Genomic DNA, 26,922 nt, shown 5'->3' with positions numbered 1-26,922 from the left:
TTGGCGAAGTCGTTGCACGATGAGGGTTGGCGGGGACACCCGTTGAAGCCGGTCGGGGTGACGAGCCCGCAGTTCAAGGGTGCGCCGCATAAGAAGGGGGTGTACACCACCTCCCCCGAGGGGTCGGTGTGGTTCGGCTCTCCGGTGCCGGAGATAGCGTCCGCTCTGGTGGCGGCGCTGGCGGCGCGCACCGAGATCGTGTGGGGGACGGCCCGCCTGCGGGTACGCGGATTTACGGTCGATTTCGGCGCTCCGGCAGCTGTCGACGGCGTGGTGGAGCTGGTCACGGCGACGCCGGTCGTCATTCGGCACGAGGGCCGTGACCTGCTGCCCGGTGACGAGCGTTTCGTCGAACGTATGGAGCGCAATCTGGCTCACAAGGCTGACGTACTGGGGCTGCCGGCGCCCGGGGGCCTGAAGGTGCTGGAGGCGGGGCCTAGGCGGCGGTTCTCCGTGCGGGGAGCCCCGCGCATCGGAGCGCAGGTGCGCGTGGCGCTGGAGGCGGATCCCCGGTTCGTGGAGGCGCTTTGGTCCTGGGGGCTCGGCCTCGACACGGTGCAGGGGTTCGGGTGGATCAGGTGAATTCGGACGTGGCCGTCGGAGAGCGGACGGGCGCGCTGACTTCCACGGGGCATCCGTTGCAGTGCGCGGGGGCGTGGGCGGTGGCGGTGATGGCCGGTCGGGAACGCCCGGACCAGGTGACCGCCGATGACCTGGACGCCGTCGCGGAGGTTGTCGGGGCGGACGCTGCTCGTGCGGCTGTGGCGGCGAAGACCGACGCGCGCTACGACTGGTGGAAAGTGTTGTTCGCGCTGTACCCGAACGCCAAGGTGACGCACGCCGGGCGGCCTCGTGACGTAGCGGTCTTGAAGAGTGAGATGGCGGCGATGTTCGCGCCCGATGACGCCGGGGGAGCGGCGATGCCGTGCACGTTCTGCGGCGCTCCCGCCAAGGCGGTGTGGGCCAAGTCGAAGTTGCCCATGTTCGACACCAACAAGGCGCTGAACACGCTCCCGCCCGGCATCCGGGGCTGGCCGGTGTGCCGGGGCTGCCGGATCGCGATGTGGGCACTGCCGTACGGCTCGTGGGTGACGGCCGGCTCGGCGACGGTGCTGTCCTGTGAGGGCCGGCAGGCCGAGCGGGAGTTCGCCGCGGCCAATGTGCAGCGGGCGCGGCGCATCATCCAGGCCGGTTTCCCCGGGGGGCTCGGTGCCGGTGCCCGCCCGGAACTCGTCGCTCTTCGAGCCCTGCGTGCCATGGGGCACGGGCTGTCGGCCACGACGCTGTGGAGCTTCAAGAACGACAACCAGGAGCCGTGGCTGCGGGTGACCCGCACCCGCCGGGCAGTGCCGGCGTTCCTGGCGACGGTCGACGGAAACGCGCCCCTGAGGCGTGGCTGGCGACTGCTGGAGATCGCCCTCACCCAGCAAGACCAAGACGGACAGGTCACCGTCGGCGGATCGGCGGAGGCGGCACGCCTGCTGTTCGAGGCCGAGGACGGCCGGAGTCGCTCCTTGCTGGGACAACTGCATCAGCTGCTGTGGGACTTGGATCGCTGGAGCAGCCAGGATCGTGCGGCTCTGACCCGGCTTGCCTTCAGCTACGAGAAAGAGGTGTACGGCGTGGAGCCGGACCTGAGTGGAGTGGCGAACCTTATCGCCGACTGGATCGAGCACGGAAGCGGCAGCCCTCGCGGCCGGCTTGCGGAGTACCGCAACGCGGGGCAGAACGGCTACCAGTTGAGCCGCCTGCTCTACCAGGCGAGTTTCCGGCTGAAACTCGACGGCCGTTCAGTCGCGATCGGGTCTGAGGCGTGGCGGCCCTTTGTCCAGCAACGGCCCCGGGCGTGGGAGCAGCGGATGCTGCTCGCGGCGGAGGTGTTGCGGCTCTTGGACCAACGCGGCGTCGAGGTGGGCAAACAGCCCGAGGACCCCCGCGAACAGGAGCGGGTCGAGCAGCTCGTGCAGCAGCCGGTCCTCTCCGGTGACGAAGACAACTACCACCACCACTTCGGAGGTGCCTGATGGCGTACCTGGCGGGCAGGATGTTGATCGCGGTGGAGGCGGGAGCCCCCAACAACGGCCGGAGCGAGGAGACGACAGCGCGGGTGAAGCACGCGACGGTCCGTGGCCGGCGGCACCCGTATGTCTCCGCTCAAGCGGCGCGCCGGTGGATCCGCGACGGCATGGTCGAGCAGGGGTCCGTTCCCTCGCCGGTGACGCGGGTCGGCAAGGCCCAGGGCAAAGCGCAGAAGGCCAATACCGCGGCCGACCCGATCCGGTACGCCGATGATGACCTGTTCGGCTACATGCGGGCCGGTGCGAAGAAGGACGATTCCGCGACCACCTTGCGGGACAGTCCGTTCATGCTCGGCACGCTCATGTCGGTGGCGCCGGTCTACCCCACGGAGGACTTCGGTGTGATGTCCAGAGGGGTCAGTGAACCGGTGCTGCACGGCCACGAGTTCTACACCGCCGACCTCGCGGCCCCGTTTCTCCTGGACCTGCCGAGGATCGGCACCTTCACGCTGCCGAACACCGACGGCGTGGGACGCCCGAACTACCTGACCAGTGAGCAGGCCCTGCAGGTCGCCGAAGCGGCGGCCTTCGGCGCCACCGCTACGACGTTCCGGGACCAGCCCGCCGTACGGCTGCCGATCGAGGAGCGCAAGCGACGGGCCGCACTGCTCTTGGAGTCGCTGGCCCACCTCAGCGGCGGAGCGAAGCAGGCGCTGCACTACGGGGACCGCGTCCCGTCGTTGATCGTGATGGTCCCCTTCAAGGGGGGCATCAACCCGCTCGCCCACGTGATCGACGGCGATGAGGCGACAGGTTTGCGAGTGCGCGGCGATGTGCTGCGCAAGGAGCTGGCCGCGTGGGAGGGGGAGTGGGAGGCCCCGGTGCGCATCGGCTGGCGTCCCGGGTTCCGCGATGACTTGCGCGAGGACTTCGAGAAGGAGTGCGCGCAGGAACTCGCCGACCAGACCGTCGTGATCGACCATCCGCGGGCGGTCCTGCGCGGGCTGGCGGCCGAGATGCGGACCACGGCGCTGGACGCCTGGTTCGAGGACCCCGCCCGGTGACCGAGGTGCCGCGTGAGCCGCTGCCCGCTTGGCGGCTTGAGTTCTACGCCCCCGTGGCGTCCTTCCGAGATCCGTTCTTCCCCGGCCTGACCCGGGGCCTTCCGGTGCCGCCGCCCTCGACGGTACGGGGACTACTCGCCGCAGCCACCGGCGCGCCCCGCGAGTCCTTGGCCTTCGGGATGGCGGCCTGGTCCGAGGGCCAGGGCGTGGACGCCGAGACGTATCACCCCATCGACGCCACCGGCCTGAACCCGGCGGTGTCCGGGCGGGTGCGTGCCGGCAAGGGCGGTATGACGCTCCGCAGCCGCCCCTTCCTGGCCGGCGTGCATCTGACGGTGTGGCTGCCGGGCAGCGAGGGCGACCGTGTCGCGCGGGCGTTGCGGCGACCGCGCTGGGCACTGCGCCTGGGCCGGTCGCAGGACCTTGTCCACGTCGAAGCGCGCGTCCAGGTGATGCTGGAGCCTGTCGAGGAGGCGATCGTCGGGCATGCGCTGGCGCCGGTCTCGGGCCACGACGTGCCGTCCGCGATCGCCCACCGCATGGCGGCGTCGGTCTCGACCGACCGGATGAGCACCCACTGGGCCGACTACCTGTGGTGCGACCTGCCGGCCGGCCGCCATCGCGTGCGCGGCGCCTACCAGGATGCCGGGTACGACGACGGAACGCGTCCGGACGGCGCACGAGGGAGGGCGCTGTGGCTGCTGGCTCCGTGACCGGTCCGGTCCCACGGCGAGGTTCTCTGGACGACATCCGGGCGAAATCCACGCCGGCCGAGGACAGGGAGCGGCTGACCACACACTCCCGCACCGTTCATGCCGCGGTCGCCCAGATCGAGGACCGCATCCAGAGCGCGGGAATCCTGGCCACCGAGCCCGCGTTCTGGTCCCGCGTCCGCCGGGCGGCCCTCCTCCACGACGCGGGCAAGATCGCTGAGGGGTTCCAGCGTCAGGTCGAGCCGGGCGGCCTCCCGTGGGGCGAACGGCACGAAGTGCTGTCCCTCGCGTATGTGGACCTGCTCGCGGGAGCGGGCGCTTGGAGTGACGAGGACCGGGTGATGGTGGCGACGCTGGTGGCCACCCACCACCGCCCCCTGCACGCCGCCGCCACCGGCAGCGGCGGCAAGCCGGCCCTGGCCCTGCAGTACAACCCGAAGACGGCATGGGAGGAGGCGTTCGGCACCACCCCCGGGGCCACACCGGAGCAGGCCGTGGTGCAGGTCCCGCGGTTCCTGCACCGGGAACTGCTGGGATGGCTCTCCGGCTTCCTCACGCTCGACCCACCCACGACGGCCCTGGGAGCCCCGTCCCTCGCGCAGCGCTCCCGGGACCTGCTGGAAATGCTCCTGGACCTCTGGAGACACCCCGCCAAGCCGCACCAGGGGCTGCTCGCCGTCCTTGCACAGGGCGCGCTCACCCTCGCCGACCACTCCGGTTCGGCGCATGAGAGCCTCCAGACGCACATGCCCCTGCTGCCCGGCTACCTCGCCCGCCTGCCGCATGAGCCCTACCCTCACCAGCAGCGGGCCGCAGGCACTGGCGGCCATCTGGTGCTCGCGGCACCGACCGGCAGCGGTAAGACCGAAGCCGGGCTCGCCTGGGCGGCCGAGCAGCTGCGCACCATGCCCGGGCTGCCACGGGTGGTGTGGACCCTGCCGTACCGGGCGTCGCTGAACGCGATCCGACGCCGCCTCGCCGACGACCTCGTCCCCGCCCCCGGCGAGAAGAGAGCCGACATCGGTCTGCTGCACGGCACCGTCGCCCAGACCCTGCTCACCGAAGCCCTCGACGACGACTGCGCCGCCGGCACCCCGCACGCCGAGCCGACGGCCTCCCAGGCCCGCAAGGCCCGAGCACAGGCCGGTGCGATGCGCCTGTTCACCCAGCGGCTGCGGGTGGCCACGCCCCACCAGCTCCTGAGCGGCGCCGTCGCCGGACCCTCGTACTCCTCCGTCCTGCTCGAACAGGCCAACTCACTGTTCATCCTGGACGAGTTGCATGCCTACGAGCCCGACACCTTCGGCCGCCTGCTGGCGGCAATGCGCCTGTGGGAACAGCTCGGCAGCCGGTTCGCCGTACTCTCCGCGACCCTCGCCGGCACGATGACCCGCCTCATCCAAGACAGCGTCGAACATCCGGTCACCGTTCACCGAGCACCCCACGGGACCAGCCCCGTACGGCATCGCCTGGTCCTCGACGAGACCCCCGTCACCGCGGCGGCGAGCATCGAGCGGCTGAGGTCCTGGCTGCGCGAGGGACACAGCGTGCTCGTCGTGGTCAACACGGTCGCCGGCGCCCAGAGCCTGTTCGAGCAACTCGCCGACGACGCCCGCGCGGCGCTGCCCGGCGACCCGTATGCGGCCCTGCTCCTCCACTCGCGCTTCAAGAACGGCGACCGGGACGCCATCGAGAAGGCACTCCTCAAGCGCCACCCCGAGCGGCGGCCCGGCGAAAACCCACGGCGCGGCGGTCTCGTCGTCGCCACCCAGGCGGTGGAGGTCTCCCTCCAACTCGACTTCGACCGCGGCGCCGTCGAGAGCGCCCCCATCGAGGCCGTCGCCCAGCGCGCCGGCCGCGTCAACCGGCGCGGACTCCACCCCGACGGGCCCGCCGAGTTCCGCGTCCACCGCACCGAGAAGCACCTGCCGTACGAGGCCGGGGCGGTGGACGCCGCCTGGTCGGCCCTCATCACCCTCGCCGACCACGGCGCCACCGACCTCAGCGAGCAGGACATCGACCAACTACTCGACCACGCCTACGCAACGGAGTGGGGCAAAAGGTGGGAGGAAGAAGCCCGCCGCCACCGTGACGAGTTCACCACGCACTTCCTCACCTTCACCGACCCCTTCCACGACCGCAGCGAATTCGCCAGGGAACTGAGCGAGAAGTTCGACAGCGTGGAAGTCCTGCACCACGACGACACCGACGAATACCGCAAGCTGACGCGCGGAAAGAACGGCGACCCCCTGCTCGCGGCCCGCCTCCTCATCCCCCTGCGATACCGCCAGCTCGCCATGTACCAACCCGAATTCGACCGGAACCTGCAGATGCGCCTGATCGACGGCGAGTACGACAGCACACTCGGCCTACGACCGCGGGCCGAGCGGGAGACCATCCTGTGAGCAGCCTCGACGACTTCCCGGCCGACGACGGCGCCGCGGTCGGCGGCGTCCACATCAAGTACTTCGTCCACTGCCCGCGACAGCTCTGGCTCTACGCACGCGGCTACCGGCCCGAGCACCGCAGCGACCGGGTGGCCTTCGGACAAGTGGTAGCCGACACCACCTTCACCCGCCGACGCGACATCGACCTGGGCGAAGCGAAGATCGACTGGGTCACCACCGGCGCCGTCGTCCACGAGACGAAATCCTCACGCGCCCCCTCACCCGCACACGCAGCCCAGGTCCGCCACTACTGCCTGCTACTGGAGCGCCGGGGCATCAGCGTACGAGGCGGCACCGTCCACTACCCGCTGATCCGCCGCACCACCGACGTCCCCTGGGACGACGACGCCCGCATGGCGGCCGAAGACGCCGAAACCCAAGCCCGCAACGTCATCGCCGCGACCGAACCACCCGCGCGACTGGCCCGCACCGGCTGCCGCGGCTGCTCCTACCTCGACTACTGCTGGGGAGACTGATGCCCGCCGCCGGCCGCACCTACTGGCTGACCGAACCGTGCCGCATCCGCCGCGAAGACAACAGCATCCGCGTCGAACGACCCGACGGCAGCCCCGTCCGCATCCCCATCACCGACATCCGCGACCTGATCGCCTTCGACCACGTCGACGTCAACACCTCGGCGATGTCCATGCTGAGCCGCAACGGCGTGACCCTGCACATCCTCGACCACTACGGTAACCACGCCGGCCACTTCAGCCCGGCCGAATCCGTGGCCTCGGCCGCCGTCATCCGCCGCCAGGTCGAGATCACCGCCGACCCAGATCGCCGCACCGCCATCGGCCGAGCCCTCGTCCTCGCCGCAGCGGAGAACCTCCGCTGGGCCCTGGACACCGACCTCCTCGACCCCGCCCTGCAGTCTCTGCGCACCGACCTGCCCGACTGCAAGGACGATGACGCGATCATGGGCCAGGAAGGCAACTTCCGCCGCACCGCCTGGGCTGTCCTCGACACCCAACTTCCCCCCTGGCTCCGCCTCAACGGTCGCACCCGCCGTCCCCCCACCAACGCCGGCAACGCCTTCATCAGCTACCTCAACGCCCTGGTCTACGCCCGTGTCCTGACTGCCCTGCGCAGCACCCCGCTCCACCCGGCCATCGGCTTCCTCCACTCCGACACCGACCGACGCCGCAACACCCTCGCCCTCGACCTCGCCGAGCCCTTCAAACCCCTCTTCGCGGAGCGACTCCTCAAACGCACCGCCCACCAAAGGGCCCTCAAACCTACCGACTTCGAAACCGACGTCGGAAGAGCCTCCCTCAGCACCAACGGCCGCAAGAAGATCGCCGCCCTCGTGCGGGAAGAGCTGTCAACGACCGTCCATCACCGCACCCTCAAGCGGAAAGTCAGCTACGAGGAACTCATCCACCTCGAAGCACTGAAACTGGTCCGCCTCTGCCTGGAAGACACGCCCTACAAGCCCTTCCACCCTTGGTGGTGACCCGCCATTTTCGTCATCCTCGTCTACGACACCGCCGTCGAACGCAACCCCAAAGTCCTCAAGACCTGCCGCAAATACCTCCACTGGACCCAACGCAGCGTCTTCCAGGGCGAACTCTCCACCGCCCAGTACCGCGCCCTGATCACCGCCCTGCGCACCACCATCGACCCCGACTACGACAGCATCGTCACCTACACCACCCGCTCGCCCGACATGATCGACACCACAACCCTCGGCGTCGCCCTGGGCGGCCCAGGAGACATCCTGTGAAACCACACACTGACCGGAAGTCGACAGAACGTGAACAGTCGACTAGTCGGCTGCGCCACGGCCCGACGCGGCGTCGGCCGAGAGTGCGGATGGGCTCATGCTCCGCAGCAAGGCCAGTCTGAACCGCTGACCTGCGGTAATGCCGCACCGACAGATCACCGCACAACCCATCCCAACGCAGCCAGAGGCATGTCCCTGAACTGGGGCTTTACCCTCGGGCCGTACGTCAGCCCGATCTTCTTGGTCGTCATCAGCCCAGGAGGGTTCGCAACATGGTGGGGCAGGGGTGCGGGATGTACGCCACCCATGTCGTCATCAGCCCAGGAGGGTTCGCAACTCGTACGGGTCCATCACGCTCATACCGGCGCCCCCGTCGTCATCAGCCCAGGAGGGTTCGCAACAGCACCGCGCCGCTGGTCTGGGGGTCGATGACCTGAGTCGTCATCAGCCCAGGAGGGTTCGCAACTTCACTGAGCACACAGTCAAGAGGCCCCCGTCTCCGGTCGTCATCAGCCCAGGAGGGTTCGCAACGTGCACCGGGTCAACGCGATCGTCACCCGCTACACGGGTCGTCATCAGCCCAGGAGGGTTCGCAACGTGTCCGTGAGGGCAAGTGCGCCGGTCGAGAGCGTCGTCGTCAGCCCAGGAGGGTTCGCAACCTGTAGGAGGTGGAGCACCAGGCCCCGCCGCTTTCGGGTCGTCATCAGCCCAGGAGGGTTCGCAACTCGGTGCGGCGGGTGCTGTCCGCGCCGGTCATCCTGTCGTCATCAGCCCAGGAGGGTTCGCAACGGGGTGGCTTATCCCGGTCGAAGCCCTGCTCGCGGGTCGTCATCGGCCCAGGAGGGTTCGCAACTCGTCTACTACGTCAGCGCGGCGCTGCTGGTCGTGTCGTCATCAGCCCAGGAGGGTTCGCAACCCGTCCTCCGGCAGGGCAGCCCCGGCAACCTTGGTGGTCGTCATCAGCCCAGGAGGGTTCGCAACGCGGCAGGGCTTCCACCTCCTTCGCCGGCTGCGCGTGTCGTCATCAGCCCAGGAGGGTTCGCAACACGTACGCGAGCTTCCCCGCGGACGCCCACGCCCACGTCGTCATCAGCCCAGGAGGGTTCGCAACGTCTGCGCGATGGCGCGTGTGGTCCAGTCCGGTCCGGTCGTCATCAGCCCAGGAGGGTTCGCAACAGGACACGTTCGGCCTGGACACCGGCTGGCACTTGGTCGTCATCAGCCCAGGAGGGTTCGCAACCTGACCCGGTCGGCGGGCGGGCGCCGGGTGAGTAGGTGGTCATCAGCCCAGGAGGGTTCGCAACGCCGCCTACATGTCCTGGGTTTCTCGGCCGCGTCGGGTCGTCATCAGCCCAGGAGGGTTCGCAACGCGTACTGGCCAAGGACGTACGCCAGGGCGCACGGGTCGTCATCAGCCCAGGAGGGTTCGCAACCCGATCGCGGTGGTCAGCGGCACCCCCCGGATCGCCGTCGTCATCAGCCCAGGAGGGTTGCCGCCGTAGCTGTGGGCGACCGCGATGGTCGGCTCGTCGCCGGCCTGTAGCGCCTGCCGCACTGCGGCAACGTCCTCGGGCAGCCCCGGGCCGCCGACGCCGCCGGGCAGGCCCACCTCGCCGCAGCTCGGGAGTGCCGGGACCATGCTCGGCACCCCTTGCTCCTGCAGCAGCTCGGCGGTGCGGTGCCACCACCACGACCCGTTCCGCACGCACGCCCCGTGTACGAACACGACTCTCATCGTCACCTCCAAGCCGGCCTCGACTGCCACCGGCCATCATGGCTCAGGTCTCGCCTTGTCAGCTTCTCCGCCAGGGCCTCGCATCAACTGTGTGGCTGACTCTCTCGTGTCGTCTATTCGGCTGCGGTCGTTCTGCCGCGATCGAAAGATCTCAATTTTCGATCGCCGCCGATCGAAACATTATGTGCGGCCGGAATGAGTTTTCATGAGGGGGGTGATGGCCCTGAACGCCCGATTCGGCGCGGTAGCTTCCTCTTGGGCTCCCGATTGAGGGCCCGCCCGGGAAAGTGCATCACCACGGCCCCGGGGACGACCCGTCCGAAGGAAAACGTGCAAATGATCGAACCGTATCGCCGAGGGAGCCTGCAGCTACCCTCCGGGCATTTTCACGGTACCAGTTTCAACATCGCTCCCGTAGGGCTTCACAACGCCCTCGGCGGTCATGCGGTCGTCCGGTTGAGCGCTCTTCTCGCAGCATTCGTCCTCATGTGGACCCTGATTAAGGGCACCACTGTCGACACGACCGAGTCTGCCTTCATCGTCACCATGCTCGGTTTCACCTGGCATGCCGGCCTGAACGTCACTTGGGCCCCGGGCAGTTAGCGCCCGGCGTTCCTTGCCCCGCGCTCATCAGGGCGCGGGGCCCTCTCGCCGCCTACCGCCGCGCCGTGCGGCATCGAGTGCCAGGCCGGAGTAGCGGACCCGCATGCCTGAGGAGCGCCCCATGCCCTTCTCCCCTCGATCGAGTGTGCCGCTCGTCGACACTTCACTTCACCCTCTGGTGCGGGCGAGGCCCGCCCTCATCGCTACAGATCTCGGCTTCCGCGCTTTCACCGAAAGAAACCAGCCCCGTTACGCGTGCTATGCCAAGGCCCGGCTCGGCAGGCGTGCGGCTGCACCGGCCGCGGCCGCCGTGCGCGCCACGCTGTCGTTTGCGCGTCGGCACTGGAACTGGTTACTGAGCCAGCCATGCCTCGCCGCAGACGTCTGGGAGGAACTCCGATTCCAGGTCAGCCGCCAGATCGACACTGTGCCTCTGCAGAACACCGATGTGGCCACTCTCTACTTCGGCCTGCCGGAGACCAGTGCTGACAGCGTGCTGCTTTGCCGTCGCCTTGGCCTGGACGTCGGAGAGGCGGCCGACCTCATGGGGCTGGAGCCTCCCGCTGTCGAGGCCGGCCTTGGCGCCGCCCGGCGTGCTCGCCCCTACCTGTTCGAGGGGGAGGCACTTCTGACGTACCCCTGAACGCCACCCGCGAGCGTGTTCGCAACGGGCCTCTGGCTTGCTAATTCGCCACCCTTCGCCACCGCCTTCACCCTTGCTGGCGGTGGTGCCCTGTGCGCTGCCCTTCTAAGATGGCAACTCCACTTTGAACGCGGGGGAATCGGCGAGGGGACACGTCCGTTGTCGGAGCGCAAACGTGTAGTCGATCTTTCGGTACCGAGCGTTGCGCGGATGTACGACTGGCTACTGGGCGGTAGTAATAACTTTGAAGTCGACCAGGAAGCCTGCGAGTTACTTCTGGAAGTCGCACCAACATCGCGTGAGATTGCGCTGAACAACCGCTGGTTTCTCCAGCGTGTGGTTGGCGTGCTTGCCAAGGAACACGGGGTAAAGCAGTTCATCGACTTCGGTTCCGGCTTGCCGACGCAGCGCAACGTGCACCAGATTGCCCAGGAAGTCAACTCTGATGCTCGCGTCGTCTACATCGACAACGACCCTGTCGTCCTGGCGCTCGGGCAGTCGCTGTTGGACGAGAACGACAACACCACGATCCTGCCCGTCGACATGACGGACACCGACAGGATTTTCGCGCATAGGGACCTGAACCGGCTCATCGACTTCTCCCAGCCGGTGGCTGCCCTGTTCATCTCGGTACTGCACTGCCTGCCTGATAGCGCCGGCCCCAAGCAACTCGTGGAACGAGTTGTCGACAGGCTCGTGCCCGGCAGCTTCGTCGTTGTGTGCCAGCTCGTCAGCGACGACCCCAAGGTTCGCGACGGCGTCACGGAGCTCATGCGGATCCAGACCCAAGGCAACTGGGGGCGCGTGCGCGAGAAGACGGACGTGGAGGAGATCTTCACAAACCTCATCGAGCAGGAGCCAGGTCTCGTCGATGTCACTGATTGGCGACCTGACTCCGAGCTTCAGCAGCGTCAACGCAGCATCGAGTGGACGGAGTACGGCGGCCTGGGGAAGGTGCCGCCCCGGAGCTAGGTAGCCAGGGCGGGCGAGCCGTTACGAGTAGCGCTTGATGGCCTTGTCCAGCATGCGCCGGCTCTTGGCCGGTGAGGCGCATCCCTCGCCCTGGATCCGCAGCAGCAGCTGCAAGTGCCGCTCATAGTCGTTCTGCCTGGGCGTCAGGGGCCTGTTCCGATCCTTGGCCTTCCGGGACGGCTTGGAGAAATAGTCCGCCTTCTCGTACTGCTCGGCATAGACGAAGTCAGGAAGGCCACCGCGACCAAACTGCAGCTGTGCCATGGACCCGGCCATCGCGGCCGCGTTGCCCGCGATCATCCGGCCGGAAAGCACGAACCTGATCGTGATGTGCGGCAGATCAGCCATCTCACGCAGGAAGACCATCTGCTCGTGCATGGTCTTCTTGGTCCCAGCCTTCCGGCCCAGTACAGACTGGTCCAACATGAAGATGCACTGCGGCGGAGCCGCCTGCCCCAACACCCGCTCCTGACGCTCCGCGCGTTGAGCCAGACGCAGCTCCAACTCAGGACCGTCCCACTCGCTCAGATGCAGACCAGTACGGACGATGTGTTCGGCGTAGGCCGACGTCTGCAGCAGCCCAGGCACCAGACGCACGTCGTACGTCGTGATGGTGATGGCCATCGACTCCAGGCCGAGTAGCCGGCGGAGGTAGCCCGGCGTGCAGTCGCCAAAACGGTGTTGGAACCATTCAGGCTCCAAGGCGCGAGAGAGCAACATCGTCAGCGTATCCCTCATGCTCGCACCGGGCTTGAAGTAGTTGATTACCGAATCAACTGTGCGTCGCACGGGCGTCGTCTCCGCGGCCTCCAAGCGATGGACCGTCGGGCTCGAGACGAGGATTTCCTTCGCGAGTTGCTTCTGTGTAAGGCCCGCATTTTCGCGCATCTCCCGGACGGTGTGTCCAAGAAAGACGTTCGCAGCCGTCTTCGTCCAGTCTGGCCCGGGAGTCCGGGCCAGACGGATCGGATTCGAGTTCGAGGACACGATTACTCCTTACCGGGGTGTCATATGTACATGATGACATGCCCGGATGGAGAGAGTTGCTCGAACTTCCTTTCTGGTACTGCTAGTTGAGGCTGGCGAAGGAGTCGAACTCGCCTTTCTTTGCGCCGTCGAGGAAGGCTTCCATCTCGTCGGCGGTAAAGACCAGCGCGGGTCCGCTTGGGTCGGTCGAGTTCCGCAGGGCTACGCGCCCCTGCGGGAGCTTCAAAGCCTCGACACACGTGCCGTTGGCCTCGCTCTTTCGGCTCTTCACCCACTTACCGGGGACGAGGCTAGCAGGCATGCCATTCATGAACTTCTGCATCTGAGGCGCTCCCTCTCTGTTCGAGGATCCCACTTTTCCGCTTCCCTCTCGAAGCCGCCGAGATCTGCGCAGGTAGAAGCCCCGCGAAAATCCGTCATGAAATTTCATGGGCGGCCCGAATGAAATGCTAGCCACTATAAATCGAACAACGCTGTCCCACGAAAGGGTGGGGTGATCGCCCCTGCTGCGCTCCCAGGCCGAACCTCGGGGGTTCCCGTCGACACTGCAAGTGCTCAGTGCCGAGACTTCCACCCTCCTGGGCGAATCAGGATTGCGCGGTTGACCAGCCCCTGCGATTCGAGCGGACAGCCCGCCATCAAAGGCGGGCCCCACTTGAGGCCCGACTACCGAGACCAGGGGGTACATGCGCCAGCCGCAGCCTGGGGCATAGCGGCGCTGCGGGGCTGGACGAGGGCATCGCAGGGGCGTCGGGACAGCACCGCGGCGATCACCCTCGACCGGACCCGCGCCTACGTCACCCTCAACAGACCGAGCACCATCTCGGTGATCATTGCTGCCACCAACGTTGCGCTCAGCAACATCACGGCCGGAGCAACTCCACGCAGGCTGCCCCTCACTCTTCCCAGTAGTGCTCGTCACGGTAGAGCCAGAGATCATGGCCTTCTAGCCACAGCCGGTACCCGCCGGTGTGGAGACCGGACTCATCCACGGTGTAGCTGTAGTCACACACCACCGCGTTCAGGGCATCCACGTCAGCAGTATCGGGCGGTAGGTGAACACAGCCGACCGCGGGGTTGCGTGCGTTACTCGCTCGCGATAACGCCCCATCGGTGAAGCCGCCGGCAGAGTAGAGCACCCCACGGTCACAGCCTACGTCCAGGATCTTCCCAATGAACTCGTCGATCGTGCCTATGCTCACCCGGCGCTGATACCGCTTCGCCTCGATCGCGATACTTATGGGCTGGCCCGCAACCTCGCCTCTGAGCAGAGCGTCCAGCTGCCGCTGCACGCCACTGATGTTCCCCGGCACTTGCTGGTTCATTCGCACCGTGGCGCCCTCGTCAAGGCTGTCCACGAGTTCCGCGACGTCTTCCTCGTATGTCAGCCAGTCCGGCTGATCTTTCCGTTGCGAATTGCCTCGCCTGGGCCGTTGTTGGGGCGAACGGCCCAGATCAGAAACGCTGTTGACTGACATGCGCGGATCGTAGCCGCAACGCCAACCGCGGTGGCGAGTCCCCCAATGGTTCCCAGTACACCTGGTGGCTGCTCGCGCACCACAACTCGCCGGACGACGCACCTGAACTCGTTGCGCCCAAGCGGTCAGACGAGGGCAAGCAGGTGGCTCTGACGTGAGGCAACGGGCCGCCGGCGTGCAGGCGGCCCGTACGATGTCACGCTTCGTTGCCGTCGAAGTCCGGCTACCTGTGGGGAAGTGGTTGCGCTGGAACGGCACTCCGGTGAGCATCGCGGATAAGCGCGACAACTGTGCCAGGTTGGGGCTGTCACAAGCGGGGCGGCGACGTGCCGCCAGCTGGAGATACCGACGGAGGCCGGTAGCTCTCCGCGCAGCCGTGCCAGCCGATCGCGTGGGTCCTCCGGCACCTCATCGCGCGCGGTCGTGCTGGCGTCGTCGGGAGCGATCCCGCCAGAGGACTGCCCTCCACCCGCATCCCCCGCAGCAGGGGTCCGTGCGGGGCGGCCCAGCTCCACGGGGAAGGTCTCTTCGACGCCAGCACGACCGCGCCTAGTCGGCGACGAAGGAGGTGGGACGGCCATCGACGTCCGGGACGAGCGCCATTCCCGGCACGATCGCAGTGCGCGCCTCGCTCCTCCAGCCCCGCTCCCTTACCTGCCGCGGTTCAGAAAGGCTTTGGCCGCCTATCCGAGCTGTTCCTCCTCATACCGAAGCACCCGGTCGACATGTCCGACCAGGCACTCTTCCAGCTCATTCACCGTGCCGCTTCGGAGCTCCACCAGGGGCAGCTCCCACTCCACGCCTTCGCGGATGTTGACCATGAGCCCGCTGCCCGCCGGCACGATGGCCTGCTGGAGCCATGCTGCAAAGTCGGCCGCTTCGGCAGCGGTGCAGTCCTCGATGGCTACGCCGTTTGGCTCCACTCCCACCATTCCTTCGGCGGTGTCGCCGACGGATGTGCCGAACTGGAAGGAGAGCGTCTCTCCCGTGTATTGCCCGCTCCATGTCTCCATGACCGCCCCGGGCTCCTTCGTGCGCAAGGCGTCGGTGAAGGAGGGGAAGGTGAGCCCCCATCCCTGGGGAGCGCCTTCGGGCGGACTGAAGATGAACATGGTTCGGAATTCGGCGGCGTCGTCGTCCATTTCCCTCTCCTCTTCGATCGCCAACACGATCAGGGCACGTGCCGGCTGTAGCCGTTGACTCCGTGGGCGACGAGCAGAGCATCCCAGTAGGGCACGGCCTCGGGGTCGTTGGTGGCGACCTCTACGCCGCGCAAGCGTCCTGCGTGGGCTGGGTATTCGATCGCCGCCTTGTACTTGTACAGCTCTTTTTCGTCCTTTTTGTGGAGCACCTTCTCGTGGAAGCTGTCGCTGTTCTCGAGGTCGTCGAGGTTCCGGTATGTGCATCCCGGCCTCTTGACGAACTTCGCCTCCACCGCCATGCCGTCGGTGTCGCGCAAGCCGTCCACCATCAGTGTGCCGAGGGCCGACTTGCGCGGATCGATCGGCACCTCCTTCTCCGGGTAGCCCGCGGTGCGGTGTTGGTAGTCCCTTTCGGCCTTGGTGCCGCCGGAGAAGCCTCCGTCGCGAAGGCCGTGTGCCCATCGGTTGAAACTTTGTCGCTCGGTGGGCGTCAGCGCCGGGAACCGCGGGTCGGGGGGAACAGGGGGCGGCATCGCGGGACGGTAGAGGCTCGGATCGGGTTTGGTGTAGCCGGCCGGGATCATGATGGGAATTCGAGGCGGCAGCGGGAGAGGAAGTCCTGGCGGAAGGATCGGGCTCGGCTTCCAGGGGGCCGGGTCGGGCCGCGGAACACGTACGCGCGATTGCGAGGAGTCCAGACTATGGCCCAGGCTGGCGAGGCCCATGATGCGGTCGTCGCCAGAGACCGCCGCGTGGAGCCCACCATCCTCACCGTTCCCTCCGAAGGCGGGGTTGTCCCAGACGGAATCGCCGCCGCTGTCGAACAATGCATCGGAGGCGGTCTCACCCCACGACTTCTTGCTGGCAGCTTCGACGTGGTCGGCGTAGCTGTCGCAGGCGTTGGCGAGCTGCTGGCAGGCAGCTGGCAAATTGGCCAGCAGAGTGCACGACGGCTCCGCCTTCGCCGTCGGGTGGTCACGGCCCACGAACTTGTTGTAGAAGACGTCGATCGCCTCTGCGGTCTTCCCTTCATGGTTACGTGCGGCCGTCCTCCAACAATCCTGCGCGTCGGACAGGACGCGCTCCGAAATATTCTTCGCCTTTCGCCAGGTTCGCGCCACCGACCGGAGCTTTTCCGGGTCGCCACGGAAGCGGTCACCGACAAGGTACTTGTCGATCGCGGAGGTCTCCCCGATAACCTCGGACAGTTCGTTCCCACGGCCCCGGGGTGCTGGGGCGCAGTCCGCCGACTTGCCGGAGTAGGGCTCGGACGTGCTGCGCTGCCCGATCGCGGCGAGCATGTCTTCCGCGACTTTGCTCTCCGTCGCCATGTAGTTGTTGGCCGTCTGCAGCAGCGACTCGCTTCCCCGCCCCATGGCGTGCGCGGCCTCGCCCATCTGGTTCACGGTTGTCTTCGAGGCACTGTGGTACAGGGCGGCAAAGGCCCGTCCAGCGTCGTCGTCGCCGGCCATCCCGGCCTGCTCATCCAGTTCCCTGATCAGCGCGAGCACCAGCTCGATGAGCAGCTCGTTGAGGGTGTGCATCCCCCACGAGGAGTTGATCAGGTCAACTGCGTGCGTACGAAAAGACAAGCCTGCAACCCCCGGGCCTACGCGAGCCGACCAGTCTGCCACAGGCGGTTGAAGTGCTTCGCCCCGGCGCTTCCTATCGGCCAAGCTGCCGCGGGACACTGCGGTGTGGCAGCGATGGGACCAGAGCCACGCGGAGGAAGAGATGAGGGAGAGGGTTCGCACACAAGCACCGCCCATCCACCCCGCAGGAGCAGCAGGGCCGTCATCAGCCCTGGAGGGTTTGCGCTGTGTGTTCTCAATGCCAGGGAAGCTGAGTTGCATCGCCATTGAGTTGCGCGGCTTCGTCGGCCGTCATGCAGGCGTGAGGCAGGCGTTTAGAAGGCGCCTGCTCTATCCACTGAGCTACGGGGGTTGACCTGCGGAAACGCTACTTCCCAGCACTGGTCCCGGCGGCGCGTGGGACGCACGTGGGATGTGCGATTCCTCGGTGACCGTGGGACGCGGGCGTCCCCGGCGAGCCGTTTGTAGCCTCTCACACCATCTTCACAGGACCGAAGACCTTCGCGGAAACAATCTTGCGCCCCTGGGTGTTGCGGGCTACGTAGCCGAAGAGGGGAAGGTGTCGGGCCTGAAGCTGTTCAACACGATGGGCGGCGTGACCGAGGTCGCGCCGCGTCTGGCCGAGATCGAGGCGGATATCCAGTGCCTGATCGAGGCGCACATGGAGACGATGCTGGGCGTCCGGTTCCTGGCGAGCGAGTACAGCACGGGGCCGGTCCACGGTGGACGCATCGATTCGCTGGGGGTTGACGAGAACGGGGCACCCGTCGTCGTGGAGTACAAGCGCGGCACGGATGCAGGCGTGATCAACCAGGGGCTCTTCTATCTGTCCTGGCTGATGGATCACCGGCCCGAGTTCGGGCATCTGGTCCGCGACCGGCTCGGCGCCACGGCCGCGTCCCAGGTGCTGTGGAGTGCACCGAGGCTGATCTGCGTGGCCGGCGACTTCACCCGCTACGACATCCACGCCGTGCGCGAGCACCGGCGCAGCATCGACCTCGTCCGCTACCGCCTCTTCGGCGATGACCACATCGCCCTTGAGGCCGTTGCCTCGCACACGGGACAGAGTGCGGCACCCGCGACGGCCCGTCGCCGTGTGGCCGGCGTGCCGAGCACGCGGCGGCGGGACGTGGCGTTGACGGAACTGGCCGTGGCGGTTGACGAAGCACTGCTCGGCCTCGGGGACGGCATCACTCGGGTCCAGCGAAAGCAGTACCGTGCCTACCAGCGACTGCGGAACTTCGCGTGTGTCTGCCCGCCGCAGCAGACCAAGCTCCTCGTCTACCTCAAGGCCGACCCGAAGAGCGTCGACCTCATTCCCGGCTTCACCCGGGACGTGACAGGGCTCGGCCACCACGGCACGGGCGACCTGGAGCTGCAGCTGCGGACCGAGCGGGACCTGGAGCGCGCCCAGGACCTGTTCCGGCTCAGCTACGCCGCGGCCTGACAGGGCTGGGGCTGGTGTTGCGTACCTGGCGCTGTTGACGTTATGGATCGTCGCTCTGCGGCCTTTCGACGGGGCAGTCAGGAAGTGGCGGTGGAGTCACAAGTATTCGGCGGATCCCCGGTTTCGGTAACCGGGGATCCGCCGCTATATTGCCGACCGCCTCCCTCGGGAGCTTGACCAGTCTTTACAAGGAGCGCGGTCCCCGGGGCGTCGGCCTGCTCCTACTGCTCTGCGCACAGCACGTCAACACTCATTCGCCACCTTACTGTCGACCACGTGCAACGGGAGGACTACAGGCCGAAGATCACGCTCGGCGACTGCCCGATCCCCCTGCCCGAACCGCTCGGTGCCCTGATAGAGGAGCTGATCGCAAAGAGGAGTTCTGGTCAGCCATCCGCGGGGTCTGAGCAGCGATCTGCGGTGTCACCATGTCCACGGGTGTGACTTCGGCAGAAGGTACCGCTGCGCTGCCAACAAGACGACTGGCGCAGCGCAGAGCAGCACGCCGAGTCCGCTCCCGGTGCATCACCACTGGCCCTTCCGGGGCGTTCAGTACCACTAGCCAGTCGCAACGTCCTCGAGCGGATGCGCAGGCGCGTCACATGCGTAGGAGCAGCGAGTGCGGTTTCTCCTGTCGCCTCTTCTGCAAGATCCGTCCGTTCACCTTTAATACCTCCGTGGCCCGATTCTTACGGTCTGGGTTCCTCTGTCGCAAACAGCTGCAGAGAGACCCTCGTCAAGCCACCGGGACAACCCGGAGGTGCCGCCGGGTATGGAGCGCAGCGCGGTGGCCAGGGCCCGTCCGGCTCGTATAGGCCGCGGCATCGTGCTTCCTTCTTTCGAGGCTGGCCGGGCACGAAGCGCCACTGCACTGATGGTCCGCGACGGACCGGACCGGAGTGCCGCGGTGGCCTTGGTGCGCGGGGGCCGGCCACCGGCGGGTACTCGTCAGTGGAGTCGGCGGGCTGGGGGTGCGGGGCTGGTGGGGGCAGCGGCGGGTAGCTTCGCATTTGGCGGGGTCGGCTGCCGGGGCGCACTCATGCCGAGCCCGTGGCAGCGGGTGCCGGTGCCGAGCGCAAGTTCTGCGGCCAGGCCGGCGAGCATCGAAGCCGGCACGTGGGGCGAGGCGTGCAGTGCCCAGCGGGGCCGGTCGATGCTGGGGCCCGCCCACACGGTCCAGGCGGCGGAGCTGCTCGACCTCTCGGCAGCGAAGACGTCGAACTGCACCCCCGTGTCCTCGGATGGAGCCGTCCAACGGATGAAGCGCCCGTCGACCGTGTGCTTCCACCCGAGCGGCTTCGTGGAGGCGGTGACCGCCTTCTTGTCCACCGCGCGGCCGACGGCGGTGTCCCATCCGTCGCCGTCGGCGAGGTGGTCCAGCAGTTCCTGGAGTACGGGGGCGGGTGTCGCTCCTGTCGCGGTGAGGTGCCACATGCGGTCCGAGACGGGCGTCTCGTACGCCGCGATGGTCCAGGCGGGCTCGTGGGCGGGGACGTCGTGGGTGCGCTCGATGCGCAGGGTCTGGGATTCGTGGATGGCGTGGGTGGTCTCGTCGGACCAGGTGCGCCACTTCGACCAGTCGCCGTGGGAGTCGAGGAAGTCATCGAGGAGGGCGTCGTGGTCGCCGGGATCGGCGGCGTAGGAGGGTACGGTCTCCGGCTCCGGGCGCGGAGGTTCGGGCTCTGCGGGCGGTGTGTCGACGGTGGTCCGGGCTTCGGCAGCGGCGCGTTCGGTGTCGGTCAAAGGTGCGGGGCCAGGGCGCATGGTGTCGCGGTGGATCCGCTCGAAGTCGACCAGCGCCTTGGCGGGTGAGTCGAAGGTGCGGGCGACCTGCCGCAGGTGGTTCTCGCCGTGGAGGTAGATGCTCTTGCCGGTGTTGAGGTAGGTCCCGACCGCGACGGTGGTGTGGCCATCGTGGGCGTGGGCGTGGATGAGGAGGAGACCGTGACGGATGTCGTCGTAGATCTTCTGGGCCTCGGCGGAGACCTCCCGGATCTCGGTGCGGGTGCACCAGTGCATGGGGTAGTCGGCCCATGTCCATTCCTCGTCGATGGCTTCCCGGAGCCGGGGCGTGATCTCGACGGCGATCCCCGAGGCGATCAGTTCCCGGGCGGCGTCCGCGGCCCAGTAGGGCTCCTCGTGGTCGATGCGGGCCAGGACCAAGGTGTTCTTGGCGACAACGTGCCAGTCGGCGGCTTCCAGACCCATGTGCGGGATGTGAGCCTGGGTGCCGGTCAGGGTGGCGATCACGGCGCTGGGGTGCGTGGGGTGGGTATCGAGGCGGACGCGCGCGTCGATGGATGACGGTGTCACCAAGAGGCGTTCTTTCTGCCGGCGGCCGGATCATGGGGCCGGCCACCGGCGGGTTTGTGGTCAGCGGGTGAGGCGTGCGGTGGGTGGGGGCGAAGCCGTGGTCCGCGGCGGACCGGCCCGGGGCGCCGCCGACGAGGTGGTGCGCGGGGGCCGGCTCTCCGATGCGGGTGAGGTGGCGTGCTGCCACCGGCTACGTACGGCGGACAGACCGGCGAGCGCGCGGCGGCTTCCGGTGATCAACTGGTGTGGGGTGTTGGCCGGGTCGTCGGTCAGTACGCCCAGCCGCAGTCCAACGGCGTGCGCCTGGCCGAGCAAGGCCCGCCGCACGATCCTCTCGCCCCAGTAGTCGGGCAGGCCGACCGGATCGGATACCAGCGCCATCAGGTCTGCTGCTGCGACTTGCTCGGTGAGCAGTTGCCGGTGCTGGGCCTCCCACACAACCGTCACCGGATCAACCGCGTCACCACGGCGGGCGAGGGCGGTCAGGCACCGGTAGAGCTCTCCGTGCAGGGGCAGCGCGAAGTCCTCCGGCTGCAGCCACCGCATGAGGTGGAGGCCATTCGGGTGGGCGGTCGCGGTGGCGAGCAGCAGACGTTCCTCGTCGAGGACTTCTTCGCCGGCCTCCCGCGGTGGCGGCGGCGAGGCGGGAGTGCGGGGCAGGGAGCCGGGGTGCGCGGCGAAGCGCGTGGCGAGTTCGTCGAGGTAGCGGCTCAGGGCATCGGCTTGCGCGAGGACAGTGGTCGCCGGGCTCGGCAGGGTGGTGTCGGTGGCGGTCTGGCACAGCCGGTCGGCGTGCTCGCGCAGCGTCCGGCGGGCGTGACCCGCGCGCAACATGCCCGCGTACGCCGCTGCGTGCTGGGGCCGGGGGCAGCTCTGGATCAGCGTGTGCAGGTGGGAGGCGGTCAGCCCCGGCGCTTCGGGCCGCGCCTTGCTCAGTACGGCGTCGAGCCAGGCGGTGTCCTTCGCATGCTCCCTCGGGGCGGGGGCCGGGACGGTGCGCATGGCGGTGAAGAGCACGCTGTGGGCGTGGGCGCCGAAGTGGTACGGCTCCAGGAAGCCGATGGTCTTCAGGCGGTGGGGTTCGAGCAGCACAGCGCCGAGCAGGGCTTGCTCGGCGTAGTGCACGGGCCACGGCGGCGAAGGGTCGTACGGGTCGTCGCTCTCGGGCGGGTCGGGAGTGCGGGGCATCAGGCGGCCAGGGTGAAGTCGTCGGGGGTGAGGGTCTTGCCGAGGTGCGGGGCGAGAAGGTGGGCGGCGAGGCGGGGCGGTACGGCGTTACCGATCTGGCTGAAGATTTGGCCTTTGTTGCCGGCCCAGGGGTAGTCGGCGGGGAACGTCTGAAGCAGGCCGGCCTCGCGGGCGGTGATTCGGATGGGAGCCGGGGGATCAGCGTCACCGGCAGGCGTGGCGGCGGGTTCGGCGACCCAGGTGCATTCGTTCGAGCGGTGCCCGAAGAACAGCGTCCCCGCCGGCTCCTCGACGGAACGGACGGTGGCGTTGGTCTGGTTGTTGCTCCGCAAGGACCAGGACCAGCCGGGCGCCGGACGGGAAAGATCCGCAGGCGGATCGTCCCGGGCTCCGGCCCGGACCGCCGGCCCGGTTCCTTCCCGCCCAGGCCCGGGCACGAGGCTGTCCGGGTGGGAGACCCAGGTGCCGCGTTCGCGGGCGCAGGACAGTGCCTTTCGGGAGCCGGAGGGGAAAGGCTCCGCGCCGCCGCCCGGCCCGCCCCCGGCGCAGATAGTGGGGACGGGCCGAGAGGTGGCGCCCCAGCCCAGGGCGTCGGCCATGCTGACCCAGCGGGCACGGCCCGGCCCGAACAACGAATCGGGCTCGGCGATCCGGGCATGGGTCGGGGCCGGAGGCTGCGCTGTGCGGACCCTGGAGGCAAGGAGGATCGCCCGCCGCCGTGTCTGGGGAACACCGAAGTCAGCGGCGTTGAGGATGCCCACCCACACGGAGAAGCCCCAGCTGCGCAGGATGGCCGCGTACTGCTTCCACAGCGGCAGGACATCCGGCACCTCCTCCATGGCGACCCACTCGGGCTCGCCGACCGTGTGCAGGGCGTGGAGGTAGCGCATCGGCTCCGCGGCGAGCAGGGAGCGCTCGTCGCGGCAGGCGGCGAGCAGCCGCTCGCGGGTGTCGCGGCCCACCGCGAGGTCGGCGACCGCCTGATGGACCAGGGGCTGGTCGATCAGCCCGAGACGTTTGCCGGCCGTCGACCATGCCTGGCACGGCGGGGACGCGATCAGCCCGCGGGTCCGGCCGGTGAAGGGCCACGTCGGATACGTCGCCACGTCGGTCCGAATTGTCAACTGCCCAGCGGCAGTACGCGTCTTACAGGCCCACTCGTCCCATTCCAGGCCGATGTCCTGGGCACCGAGGACGCTCAGAGCCCTGCTCCAGCCGCCCGGCCCCGCGAAAAGGTCGAGGATCAAGCGGCCAGCCCGAAGTCGTCCTGCGCCGCGGCGTCGGCACCGCGACAGGCCCAGGGCGAGCAGCCGTCCACGACGCCGTTCTCCAGCTCGTCGGCATCGTCAGCCCCGAGCGCGAGGGCGGCCCGCTCGGCGGGGGTGACGTGATCGATCGGTGCTTCGCCGAGAGGGACGCGGGAGCGGTGCAGGAACGCCTCGCCCAGCAGGCGGTTGCCGCCGGCGTTGGCGCGGGCGTTGCCCTTGCGGATGGCGGCGTCGAAGGCCACCACGTCCGCCCACTCGGAAGGCGAGGTGTCGCGGATGTGGCGCCACTGCGCGTTGCCGTGGAACGGACACCCCAGACAGCTCGACTTCGGTGTTTCGGCCAGCCCGCGCGACGTGAGATAGCGGATGCAGTCGGCCCTGCTCCAGCCGAGGTCGATGAGCGGATGCCGGTTGCGCATGTACTTCACGTCCGCGTCCTTGGCACGGTGGACCTCGTCGGTGGAGATCCCGACCCACTGCTCGACGAACACCTCGCGCGGGATGCGGGCGGGGTAGGGGTAGCCGAGGAGTTCGCGGACCTGCTTCTTGATCGGCTTGATCTTGCATTCGCCCGTGCACTGCCGCCGGGTCATTGCGGCCTTGCCGTCCTGGTTGAGGATGTGGAGTGGCATGGAGGCGAACCGGTGCTGCGGGTCGAGCGCGTCGTCGCGGATGTTGCCGGTGGACACCCGCAGGACGGGGATGCCCGCCGGCGCGGCGATCTCCCGCTCCAAGCGGTCGAGGTGCGCATAGACGGCCTGCGGTTCCCAGCCGGTGTCAGCGAAGATCGCGTAATCGACCTTCGGGAGGATCCCCTCGGCGGAGAGGGCGAGGAGGGTGCTGGACTGAACTCCCGCGCCCAGGGAGAGGGCGCGGAATCGGGGCTGATCTGAAATGGTCTGTCCTGGAGATGGGGAAGGGGGCACGCCTCAACGGGGCTGGTGCGGCGGCGGGTGGGCGGGGCCAGCCGTTCACGGTGTATGGCGTGGCAGAGGGCGGGAATGCGGTCGAGGAGGTCGATGGCCGACTCGACGAACTGCTGCGGCGACGGGCCGATGAGGACCACCCGCTGTGACACGGCGTCGGCTCGACGGCGCCGGTTCTTCACGGCCCGCGCAAGGGCGGCGGCCAGTTCGGCGCCCGCGTCCTGGGCGGCCTTGACGATGTGCGCGACCCGTTCGAGGAGCAGCAGATCCGCGGACGTGGTGTGCGGCGTGTGCTGTGCGAGGCCGCGGAACAGACGCAGGGCGGTGTCGGCGAGGTCTTGGGTCTCGGTGATCCAGGCGGCCAGCGCGGACGCGTCGTCGGTGGTGCCGGTGCGCAGGGCCCGGTCCAGGGCCTGAGCGTCGGTCGTGATCCGGTCGAGGATCTGAGCCGGGTCGGGGTGATCAGGCACGGGTCTCCGTGGAGGTGGGCGTGTGCAGGGCCTGTGCGAACGCGGCAGCCACTTCGCCAGCTCGACCGGGGGTGGTGGCCAGGGCGCGCACGACAGGGGTGCCGATGACGACGCCGTTCACGGCCGGGGCGACGCGTGCGGCGAGGGCCGGGGTCGAGATCCCCACGCCCGAGATCACGGGCAGCGGGCTCGCGCCGCGCAGGCGGCGGGCGAAGTGGCCGAGCGCCGGAAGGTCAAGCGGCCCTTGGTAGCCGGTCGGGGCTGTGCTGGCGGGGGCGTAGAGCCATCCGGAGGCGGCGGTGACCGCCGCGGGGAGGCTGGTGTCGGGGGTGGTGCGCGGGATGAGGCGCGGGGTGCGAAGGCCCGCTTCCCGAGCGGTGTCGTGCCAGCGGGCCGCATGGTGGGCGGGCAGGTCGACGACCATCACGCCGGCGGCACCTGCGTCGGCGAACAGGCGGGCCAGGTGCTCGGGGCCGTGGCGGCAGACGGGCTCCCAGTAGGTCATGACGACGGTCGGCCGGAGGCCGGCGGCATGCTCGACGGCGCGGACAGCGGCATCAAGGGCGCTTCCGCGTCGCAGGGCACGGTGGTAGGCGGCCTGGATGACGGGGCCGTCGAGGACGGCGTCCTCGGTGGCCAGGCCGACCTCGAACAGGTCGGCACCTGCCTGCGCGAGCTGGTCGAGGTGACGGCGCTCGGCGGACACCGGATGGAGGCCGGCGGGGACGAACACGCCCAGCGAGCAGCGGGGTTGGGCGAGGAGAGTGTGGAGGGGATCGGCAGTGGTCAGGGTGGGGCCTTTCCCGGCGGGCTGTCGCCGGAGGTCAGCGGCGGCGACAGCCCGCCGGAGTCGGGGACGCGGGCGGGCCGGCCGTGTGCCGCGGTTGCGGGCCGGGCGGCCTGGGAACGGCGGGAGGGCTGCTGAGGGCGGGTGCGACGAGGTCGAGGGTCTGGGCGACCTGCTGGGCCTGGTCGTGGGCGTCACGGAGCTGCTCGGCGACGTCGTCAGGAAGCCGGTCCCACTGGGCCCGGTACTGGTAGCGCTGGATGATCTCGACACCGTTGCGCAGCTGGTCGGCGACCTGCCGCAGGATCGCGGCCTGCTGCTCGGGCGCGGTCGCGGTGTGCGTGGCCTGCAAGAGTGCATCGAGGGCGGTGGGCAGCGGCTCGTCGTCCGCGGGGAGGCCGAAGAGGTGCGCGTGCAGTGCCTGGGCGAAGACCGTCACGGGTCCGCCTCGGCCGCGGTGGCGGTACTCGGCTGGGGCCTGTCGGCGAGCTTCGAAGCCGACGGTCACGTCGCGCGGGGGGGCACCGGGGCAGAGCTGATCGGCGAGGGCACGGGCAAGATCGTGTGCTGTTGGGATGTCGGAAGGCGTCGTGAGGCTCCGGGAGTTGACGTCAGCGGACCGCGGCTCGTGCCGCGGTCGCGGCTGGTCGGGCTGGTGGGCGTGTCGCGGCGGGTGTGGTGAAGCGGGGCCGGGCGAAGGAAGCGGCGAGGTCGCGGCGCCCGGCTGCGGTGAGGTGGACGCGCTCGTCGCGGAACCAGTCTGGGCAGTCCTCGCGCATCACCAGGCCGCGGCTCTCCAGGGCGCGGATGGTGCTGATGCTGACGCGGAGGTCCTCACTGCGCAGATAGGGCTTGCCACTGGTGATCGCCACGTCGCCGCGCGCCACCGCGCGCAGCGTGGTGTCCTGGGTGGGGGACAGGGCGGGCGGCCGGCATTCGGGTACGAAGCCCCGGTGCCGGCGTTCGGCGATGAAGAGTTCAGCGGTCGCCAGGGCGTCCTCGGCGCCCAGGGCGGTGAGGCTCGCGGCAAGGGTGAAGCACCGGCCGGCTCCCCGGCGGGCTTCCTGCTCGGTCACGACCGCCAGGACGCCGTCGCCCAGCTCAACGGGCAGCCCCGCGCGGGTGTCGTCGAGGAGGCCCACGGCATCGAGGAGATGGTCGGCCGAGTCGGTCGCGAGATGGGCGAGTTGGCGCAGGCGTGCGTACACCGCGCGGATGTCGGGGCTGTGGTACATCGGCTGGGCGTTGAGGGTGTCCACGATGGCGAGCGCCGACCGGGCCAGGTGTTGCGCAGATTCCGCCTGGGCGTTCAGCAGGGTGGTGGGGGTGGGCCCGTTGAGCATGTGCCGCTGGTGAGCGTCAGTGAAGCGGGTGAAGTCAGCTGCCAGGGCGAGGAGTTGCTC

At 68.6% G+C, this 26,922-nt stretch carries 24 protein-coding genes, 1 pseudogene and 1 CRISPR repeat array; of the genes and pseudogenes, 12 read left to right on the top strand and 13 right to left on the bottom strand.

Annotation, left to right across the window (positions count from 1 at the left end):
• The first annotated feature begins 42 nt into the window (after positions 1-42).
• From cas6 to cas2, 8 genes are read left to right on the top strand one after another with little or no spacing between them, the layout of a single operon-like run.
• A complete protein-coding gene (gene cas6, locus D9V36_RS11170) occupies positions 43-582 on the top strand; it encodes a CRISPR-associated endoribonuclease Cas6 (RefSeq protein WP_241720820.1) in 540 nt (179 codons plus the stop codon).
• Positions 570-2,024, top strand: a complete 1,455-nt coding sequence (locus D9V36_RS11165; protein ID WP_241720819.1) for a hypothetical protein — start codon at positions 570-572, stop codon at positions 2,022-2,024. The genes cas6 and D9V36_RS11165 overlap by 13 nt, the downstream gene beginning before the upstream one ends.
• Positions 2,024-3,082, top strand: coding sequence for a type I-B CRISPR-associated protein Cas7/Cst2/DevR (gene cas7i, locus D9V36_RS11160; protein ID WP_129293635.1), 1,059 nt, complete (start codon positions 2,024-2,026; stop codon positions 3,080-3,082). The genes D9V36_RS11165 and cas7i overlap by 1 nt, the downstream gene beginning before the upstream one ends.
• Positions 3,079-3,795, top strand: coding sequence for a CRISPR-associated protein Cas5 (gene cas5 / locus D9V36_RS11155; RefSeq protein WP_241720818.1), 717 nt, complete (start codon positions 3,079-3,081; stop codon positions 3,793-3,795). The genes cas7i and cas5 overlap by 4 nt, the downstream gene beginning before the upstream one ends.
• Positions 3,777-6,200 carry a CRISPR-associated helicase Cas3' gene (cas3, locus tag D9V36_RS11150; protein WP_129293634.1) on the top strand — a complete coding sequence of 808 codons (2,424 nt, stop codon included), beginning with the start codon at positions 3,777-3,779 and terminating at the stop codon, positions 6,198-6,200. Before cas5 ends, cas3 begins: the two co-directional genes overlap by 19 nt.
• On the top strand, positions 6,197-6,718 hold the full coding sequence (locus D9V36_RS11145) for a CRISPR-associated protein Cas4 (RefSeq protein WP_129293633.1): 522 nt from the start codon (positions 6,197-6,199) through the stop codon (positions 6,716-6,718). Before cas3 ends, D9V36_RS11145 begins: the two co-directional genes overlap by 4 nt.
• Positions 6,718-7,698 (top strand): type I-B CRISPR-associated endonuclease Cas1b, encoded by a 981-nt coding sequence (gene cas1b, locus D9V36_RS11140; RefSeq protein WP_129293632.1) that lies wholly within the window; start codon positions 6,718-6,720, stop codon positions 7,696-7,698. The genes D9V36_RS11145 and cas1b overlap by 1 nt, the downstream gene beginning before the upstream one ends.
• Positions 7,699-7,704: 6 nt before the next feature.
• Positions 7,705-7,968, top strand: coding sequence for a CRISPR-associated endonuclease Cas2 (gene cas2, locus D9V36_RS11135; RefSeq protein WP_129298342.1), 264 nt, complete (start codon positions 7,705-7,707; stop codon positions 7,966-7,968).
• Positions 7,969-8,211: 243 nt separating this feature from the next.
• Positions 8,212-9,466: direct repeats of the CRISPR family, unit length 29 nt; unit sequence GTCGTCATCAGCCCAGGAGGGTTCGCAAC.
• Between the two features lie 39 nt (positions 9,467-9,505).
• Here the strand turns inward: cas2 and D9V36_RS43040 are convergent.
• Positions 9,506-9,703, bottom strand: a pseudogene (locus D9V36_RS43040) (alpha/beta hydrolase); the annotation flags it as partial.
• Positions 9,704-10,039: 336 nt separating this feature from the next.
• Between D9V36_RS43040 and D9V36_RS11125 the strand changes: the two are divergent.
• The 3 genes from D9V36_RS11125 (at position 10,040) to D9V36_RS11115 (ending at position 11,921) form a co-directional block, all read left to right on the top strand.
• On the top strand, positions 10,040-10,306 hold the full coding sequence (locus D9V36_RS11125) for a hypothetical protein (RefSeq protein ID WP_129293631.1): 267 nt from the start codon (positions 10,040-10,042) through the stop codon (positions 10,304-10,306).
• Positions 10,307-10,427: 121 nt separating this feature from the next.
• Positions 10,428-10,949: a hypothetical protein gene (locus tag D9V36_RS11120; RefSeq protein WP_129293630.1), complete on the top strand. Its 522-nt coding sequence runs from the start codon at positions 10,428-10,430 to the stop codon at positions 10,947-10,949.
• A gap of 138 nt (positions 10,950-11,087) precedes the next feature.
• Entirely contained in the window at positions 11,088-11,921 is an 834-nt protein-coding gene (locus D9V36_RS11115) for an SAM-dependent methyltransferase (RefSeq protein WP_431357749.1), read from the top strand.
• Between the two features lie 21 nt (positions 11,922-11,942).
• Here D9V36_RS11115 and D9V36_RS11110 read toward each other — a convergent pair whose 3' ends face one another.
• The 5 genes from D9V36_RS11110 to D9V36_RS41925 form a co-directional block, all read right to left on the bottom strand.
• Positions 11,943-12,908 (bottom strand): helix-turn-helix domain-containing protein, encoded by a 966-nt coding sequence (locus tag D9V36_RS11110; protein ID WP_129293628.1) that lies wholly within the window; start codon positions 12,906-12,908, stop codon positions 11,943-11,945.
• Between the two features lie 82 nt (positions 12,909-12,990).
• Positions 12,991-13,230 carry a DUF397 domain-containing protein gene (locus tag D9V36_RS11105; RefSeq protein WP_129293627.1) on the bottom strand — a complete coding sequence of 80 codons (240 nt, stop codon included), beginning with the start codon at positions 13,228-13,230 and terminating at the stop codon, positions 12,991-12,993.
• A 574-nt stretch (positions 13,231-13,804) separates the two neighbouring features.
• Positions 13,805-14,386: a restriction endonuclease gene (locus D9V36_RS11100; RefSeq protein ID WP_164992929.1), complete on the bottom strand. Its 582-nt coding sequence runs from the start codon at positions 14,384-14,386 to the stop codon at positions 13,805-13,807.
• Between the two features lie 683 nt (positions 14,387-15,069).
• Positions 15,070-15,528 (bottom strand): hypothetical protein, encoded by a 459-nt coding sequence (locus D9V36_RS11095; protein WP_129293625.1) that lies wholly within the window; start codon positions 15,526-15,528, stop codon positions 15,070-15,072.
• Between the two features lie 29 nt (positions 15,529-15,557).
• On the bottom strand, positions 15,558-17,072 hold the full coding sequence (locus D9V36_RS41925) for a restriction endonuclease fold toxin-2 domain-containing protein (protein ID WP_241720817.1): 1,515 nt from the start codon (positions 17,070-17,072) through the stop codon (positions 15,558-15,560).
• A gap of 607 nt (positions 17,073-17,679) precedes the next feature.
• Here D9V36_RS41925 and D9V36_RS11085 point away from each other — a divergent pair.
• Complete coding sequence (locus tag D9V36_RS11085; RefSeq protein WP_129293624.1) at positions 17,680-18,567, top strand: DUF5655 domain-containing protein; 888 nt, start codon at positions 17,680-17,682, stop codon at positions 18,565-18,567.
• Between the two features lie 948 nt (positions 18,568-19,515).
• Here D9V36_RS11085 and D9V36_RS11080 read toward each other — a convergent pair.
• The 7 genes from D9V36_RS11080 to D9V36_RS11050 all read right to left on the bottom strand — a co-directional run bounded on the left by D9V36_RS11080 (position 19,516) and on the right by D9V36_RS11050 (position 26,862).
• On the bottom strand, positions 19,516-20,880 hold the full coding sequence (locus D9V36_RS11080; protein ID WP_129293623.1) for a DUF317 domain-containing protein: 1,365 nt from the start codon (positions 20,878-20,880) through the stop codon (positions 19,516-19,518).
• Between the two features lie 60 nt (positions 20,881-20,940).
• Complete coding sequence (locus D9V36_RS11075) at positions 20,941-22,068, bottom strand: DnaB-like helicase N-terminal domain-containing protein (protein WP_129293622.1); 1,128 nt, start codon at positions 22,066-22,068, stop codon at positions 20,941-20,943.
• Positions 22,068-23,315 carry a DNA cytosine methyltransferase gene (locus tag D9V36_RS11070; protein WP_129293621.1) on the bottom strand — a complete coding sequence of 416 codons (1,248 nt, stop codon included), beginning with the start codon at positions 23,313-23,315 and terminating at the stop codon, positions 22,068-22,070. The genes D9V36_RS11075 and D9V36_RS11070 overlap by 1 nt, the downstream gene beginning before the upstream one ends.
• Positions 23,312-24,199, bottom strand: coding sequence for a hypothetical protein (locus D9V36_RS11065; protein ID WP_241721291.1), 888 nt, complete (start codon positions 24,197-24,199; stop codon positions 23,312-23,314). The genes D9V36_RS11070 and D9V36_RS11065 overlap by 4 nt, the downstream gene beginning before the upstream one ends.
• A 525-nt stretch (positions 24,200-24,724) precedes the next feature.
• Complete coding sequence (gene trpA, locus D9V36_RS41920) at positions 24,725-25,438, bottom strand: tryptophan synthase subunit alpha (protein ID WP_241720816.1); 714 nt, start codon at positions 25,436-25,438, stop codon at positions 24,725-24,727.
• Between the two features lie 118 nt (positions 25,439-25,556).
• On the bottom strand, positions 25,557-25,958 hold the full coding sequence (locus D9V36_RS41915) for a hypothetical protein (protein WP_129293620.1): 402 nt from the start codon (positions 25,956-25,958) through the stop codon (positions 25,557-25,559).
• 172 nt (positions 25,959-26,130) lie between these two features.
• Complete coding sequence (locus tag D9V36_RS11050) at positions 26,131-26,862, bottom strand: hypothetical protein (RefSeq protein ID WP_241720815.1); 732 nt, start codon at positions 26,860-26,862, stop codon at positions 26,131-26,133.
• Between the last annotated feature and the right edge of the window lie 60 nt (positions 26,863-26,922).

The sequence above is a fragment of the Streptomyces lydicus genome (genome assembly GCF_004125265.1).
Lineage (GTDB): Bacteria > Actinomycetota > Actinomycetes > Streptomycetales > Streptomycetaceae > Streptomyces > Streptomyces lydicus_C.
Note: the sequence above shows the minus strand (reverse complement) of the source record. Positions and strands in the feature narration are given on the sequence as shown.

Excerpts from the sequence above, each read along its gene's own strand:
- D9V36_RS11050 (WP_241720815.1), bottom strand. The coding sequence starts at position 26,862 with ATGCTCAACGGGCCCACCCCCACCACCCTGCTGAACGCCCAGGCGGAA.
- D9V36_RS11095 (WP_129293625.1), bottom strand. The coding sequence starts at position 15,528 with ATGGACGACGACGCCGCCGAATTCCGAACCATGTTCATCTTCAGTCCG.
- D9V36_RS11120 (WP_129293630.1), top strand. The coding sequence starts at position 10,428 with ATGCCCTTCTCCCCTCGATCGAGTGTGCCGCTCGTCGACACTTCACTT.
- D9V36_RS11075 (WP_129293622.1), bottom strand. The coding sequence starts at position 22,068 with ATGCCCCGCACTCCCGACCCGCCCGAGAGCGACGACCCGTACGACCCT.
- D9V36_RS11125 (WP_129293631.1), top strand. The coding sequence starts at position 10,040 with ATGATCGAACCGTATCGCCGAGGGAGCCTGCAGCTACCCTCCGGGCAT.
- D9V36_RS11100 (WP_164992929.1), bottom strand. The coding sequence starts at position 14,386 with ATGTCAGTCAACAGCGTTTCTGATCTGGGCCGTTCGCCCCAACAACGG.
- cas1b (WP_129293632.1), top strand. The coding sequence starts at position 6,718 with ATGCCCGCCGCCGGCCGCACCTACTGGCTGACCGAACCGTGCCGCATC.
- D9V36_RS11105 (WP_129293627.1), bottom strand. The coding sequence starts at position 13,230 with ATGCAGAAGTTCATGAATGGCATGCCTGCTAGCCTCGTCCCCGGTAAG.
- D9V36_RS41925 (WP_241720817.1), bottom strand. The coding sequence starts at position 17,072 with ATGCACACCCTCAACGAGCTGCTCATCGAGCTGGTGCTCGCGCTGATC.
- cas7i (WP_129293635.1), top strand. The coding sequence starts at position 2,024 with ATGGCGTACCTGGCGGGCAGGATGTTGATCGCGGTGGAGGCGGGAGCC.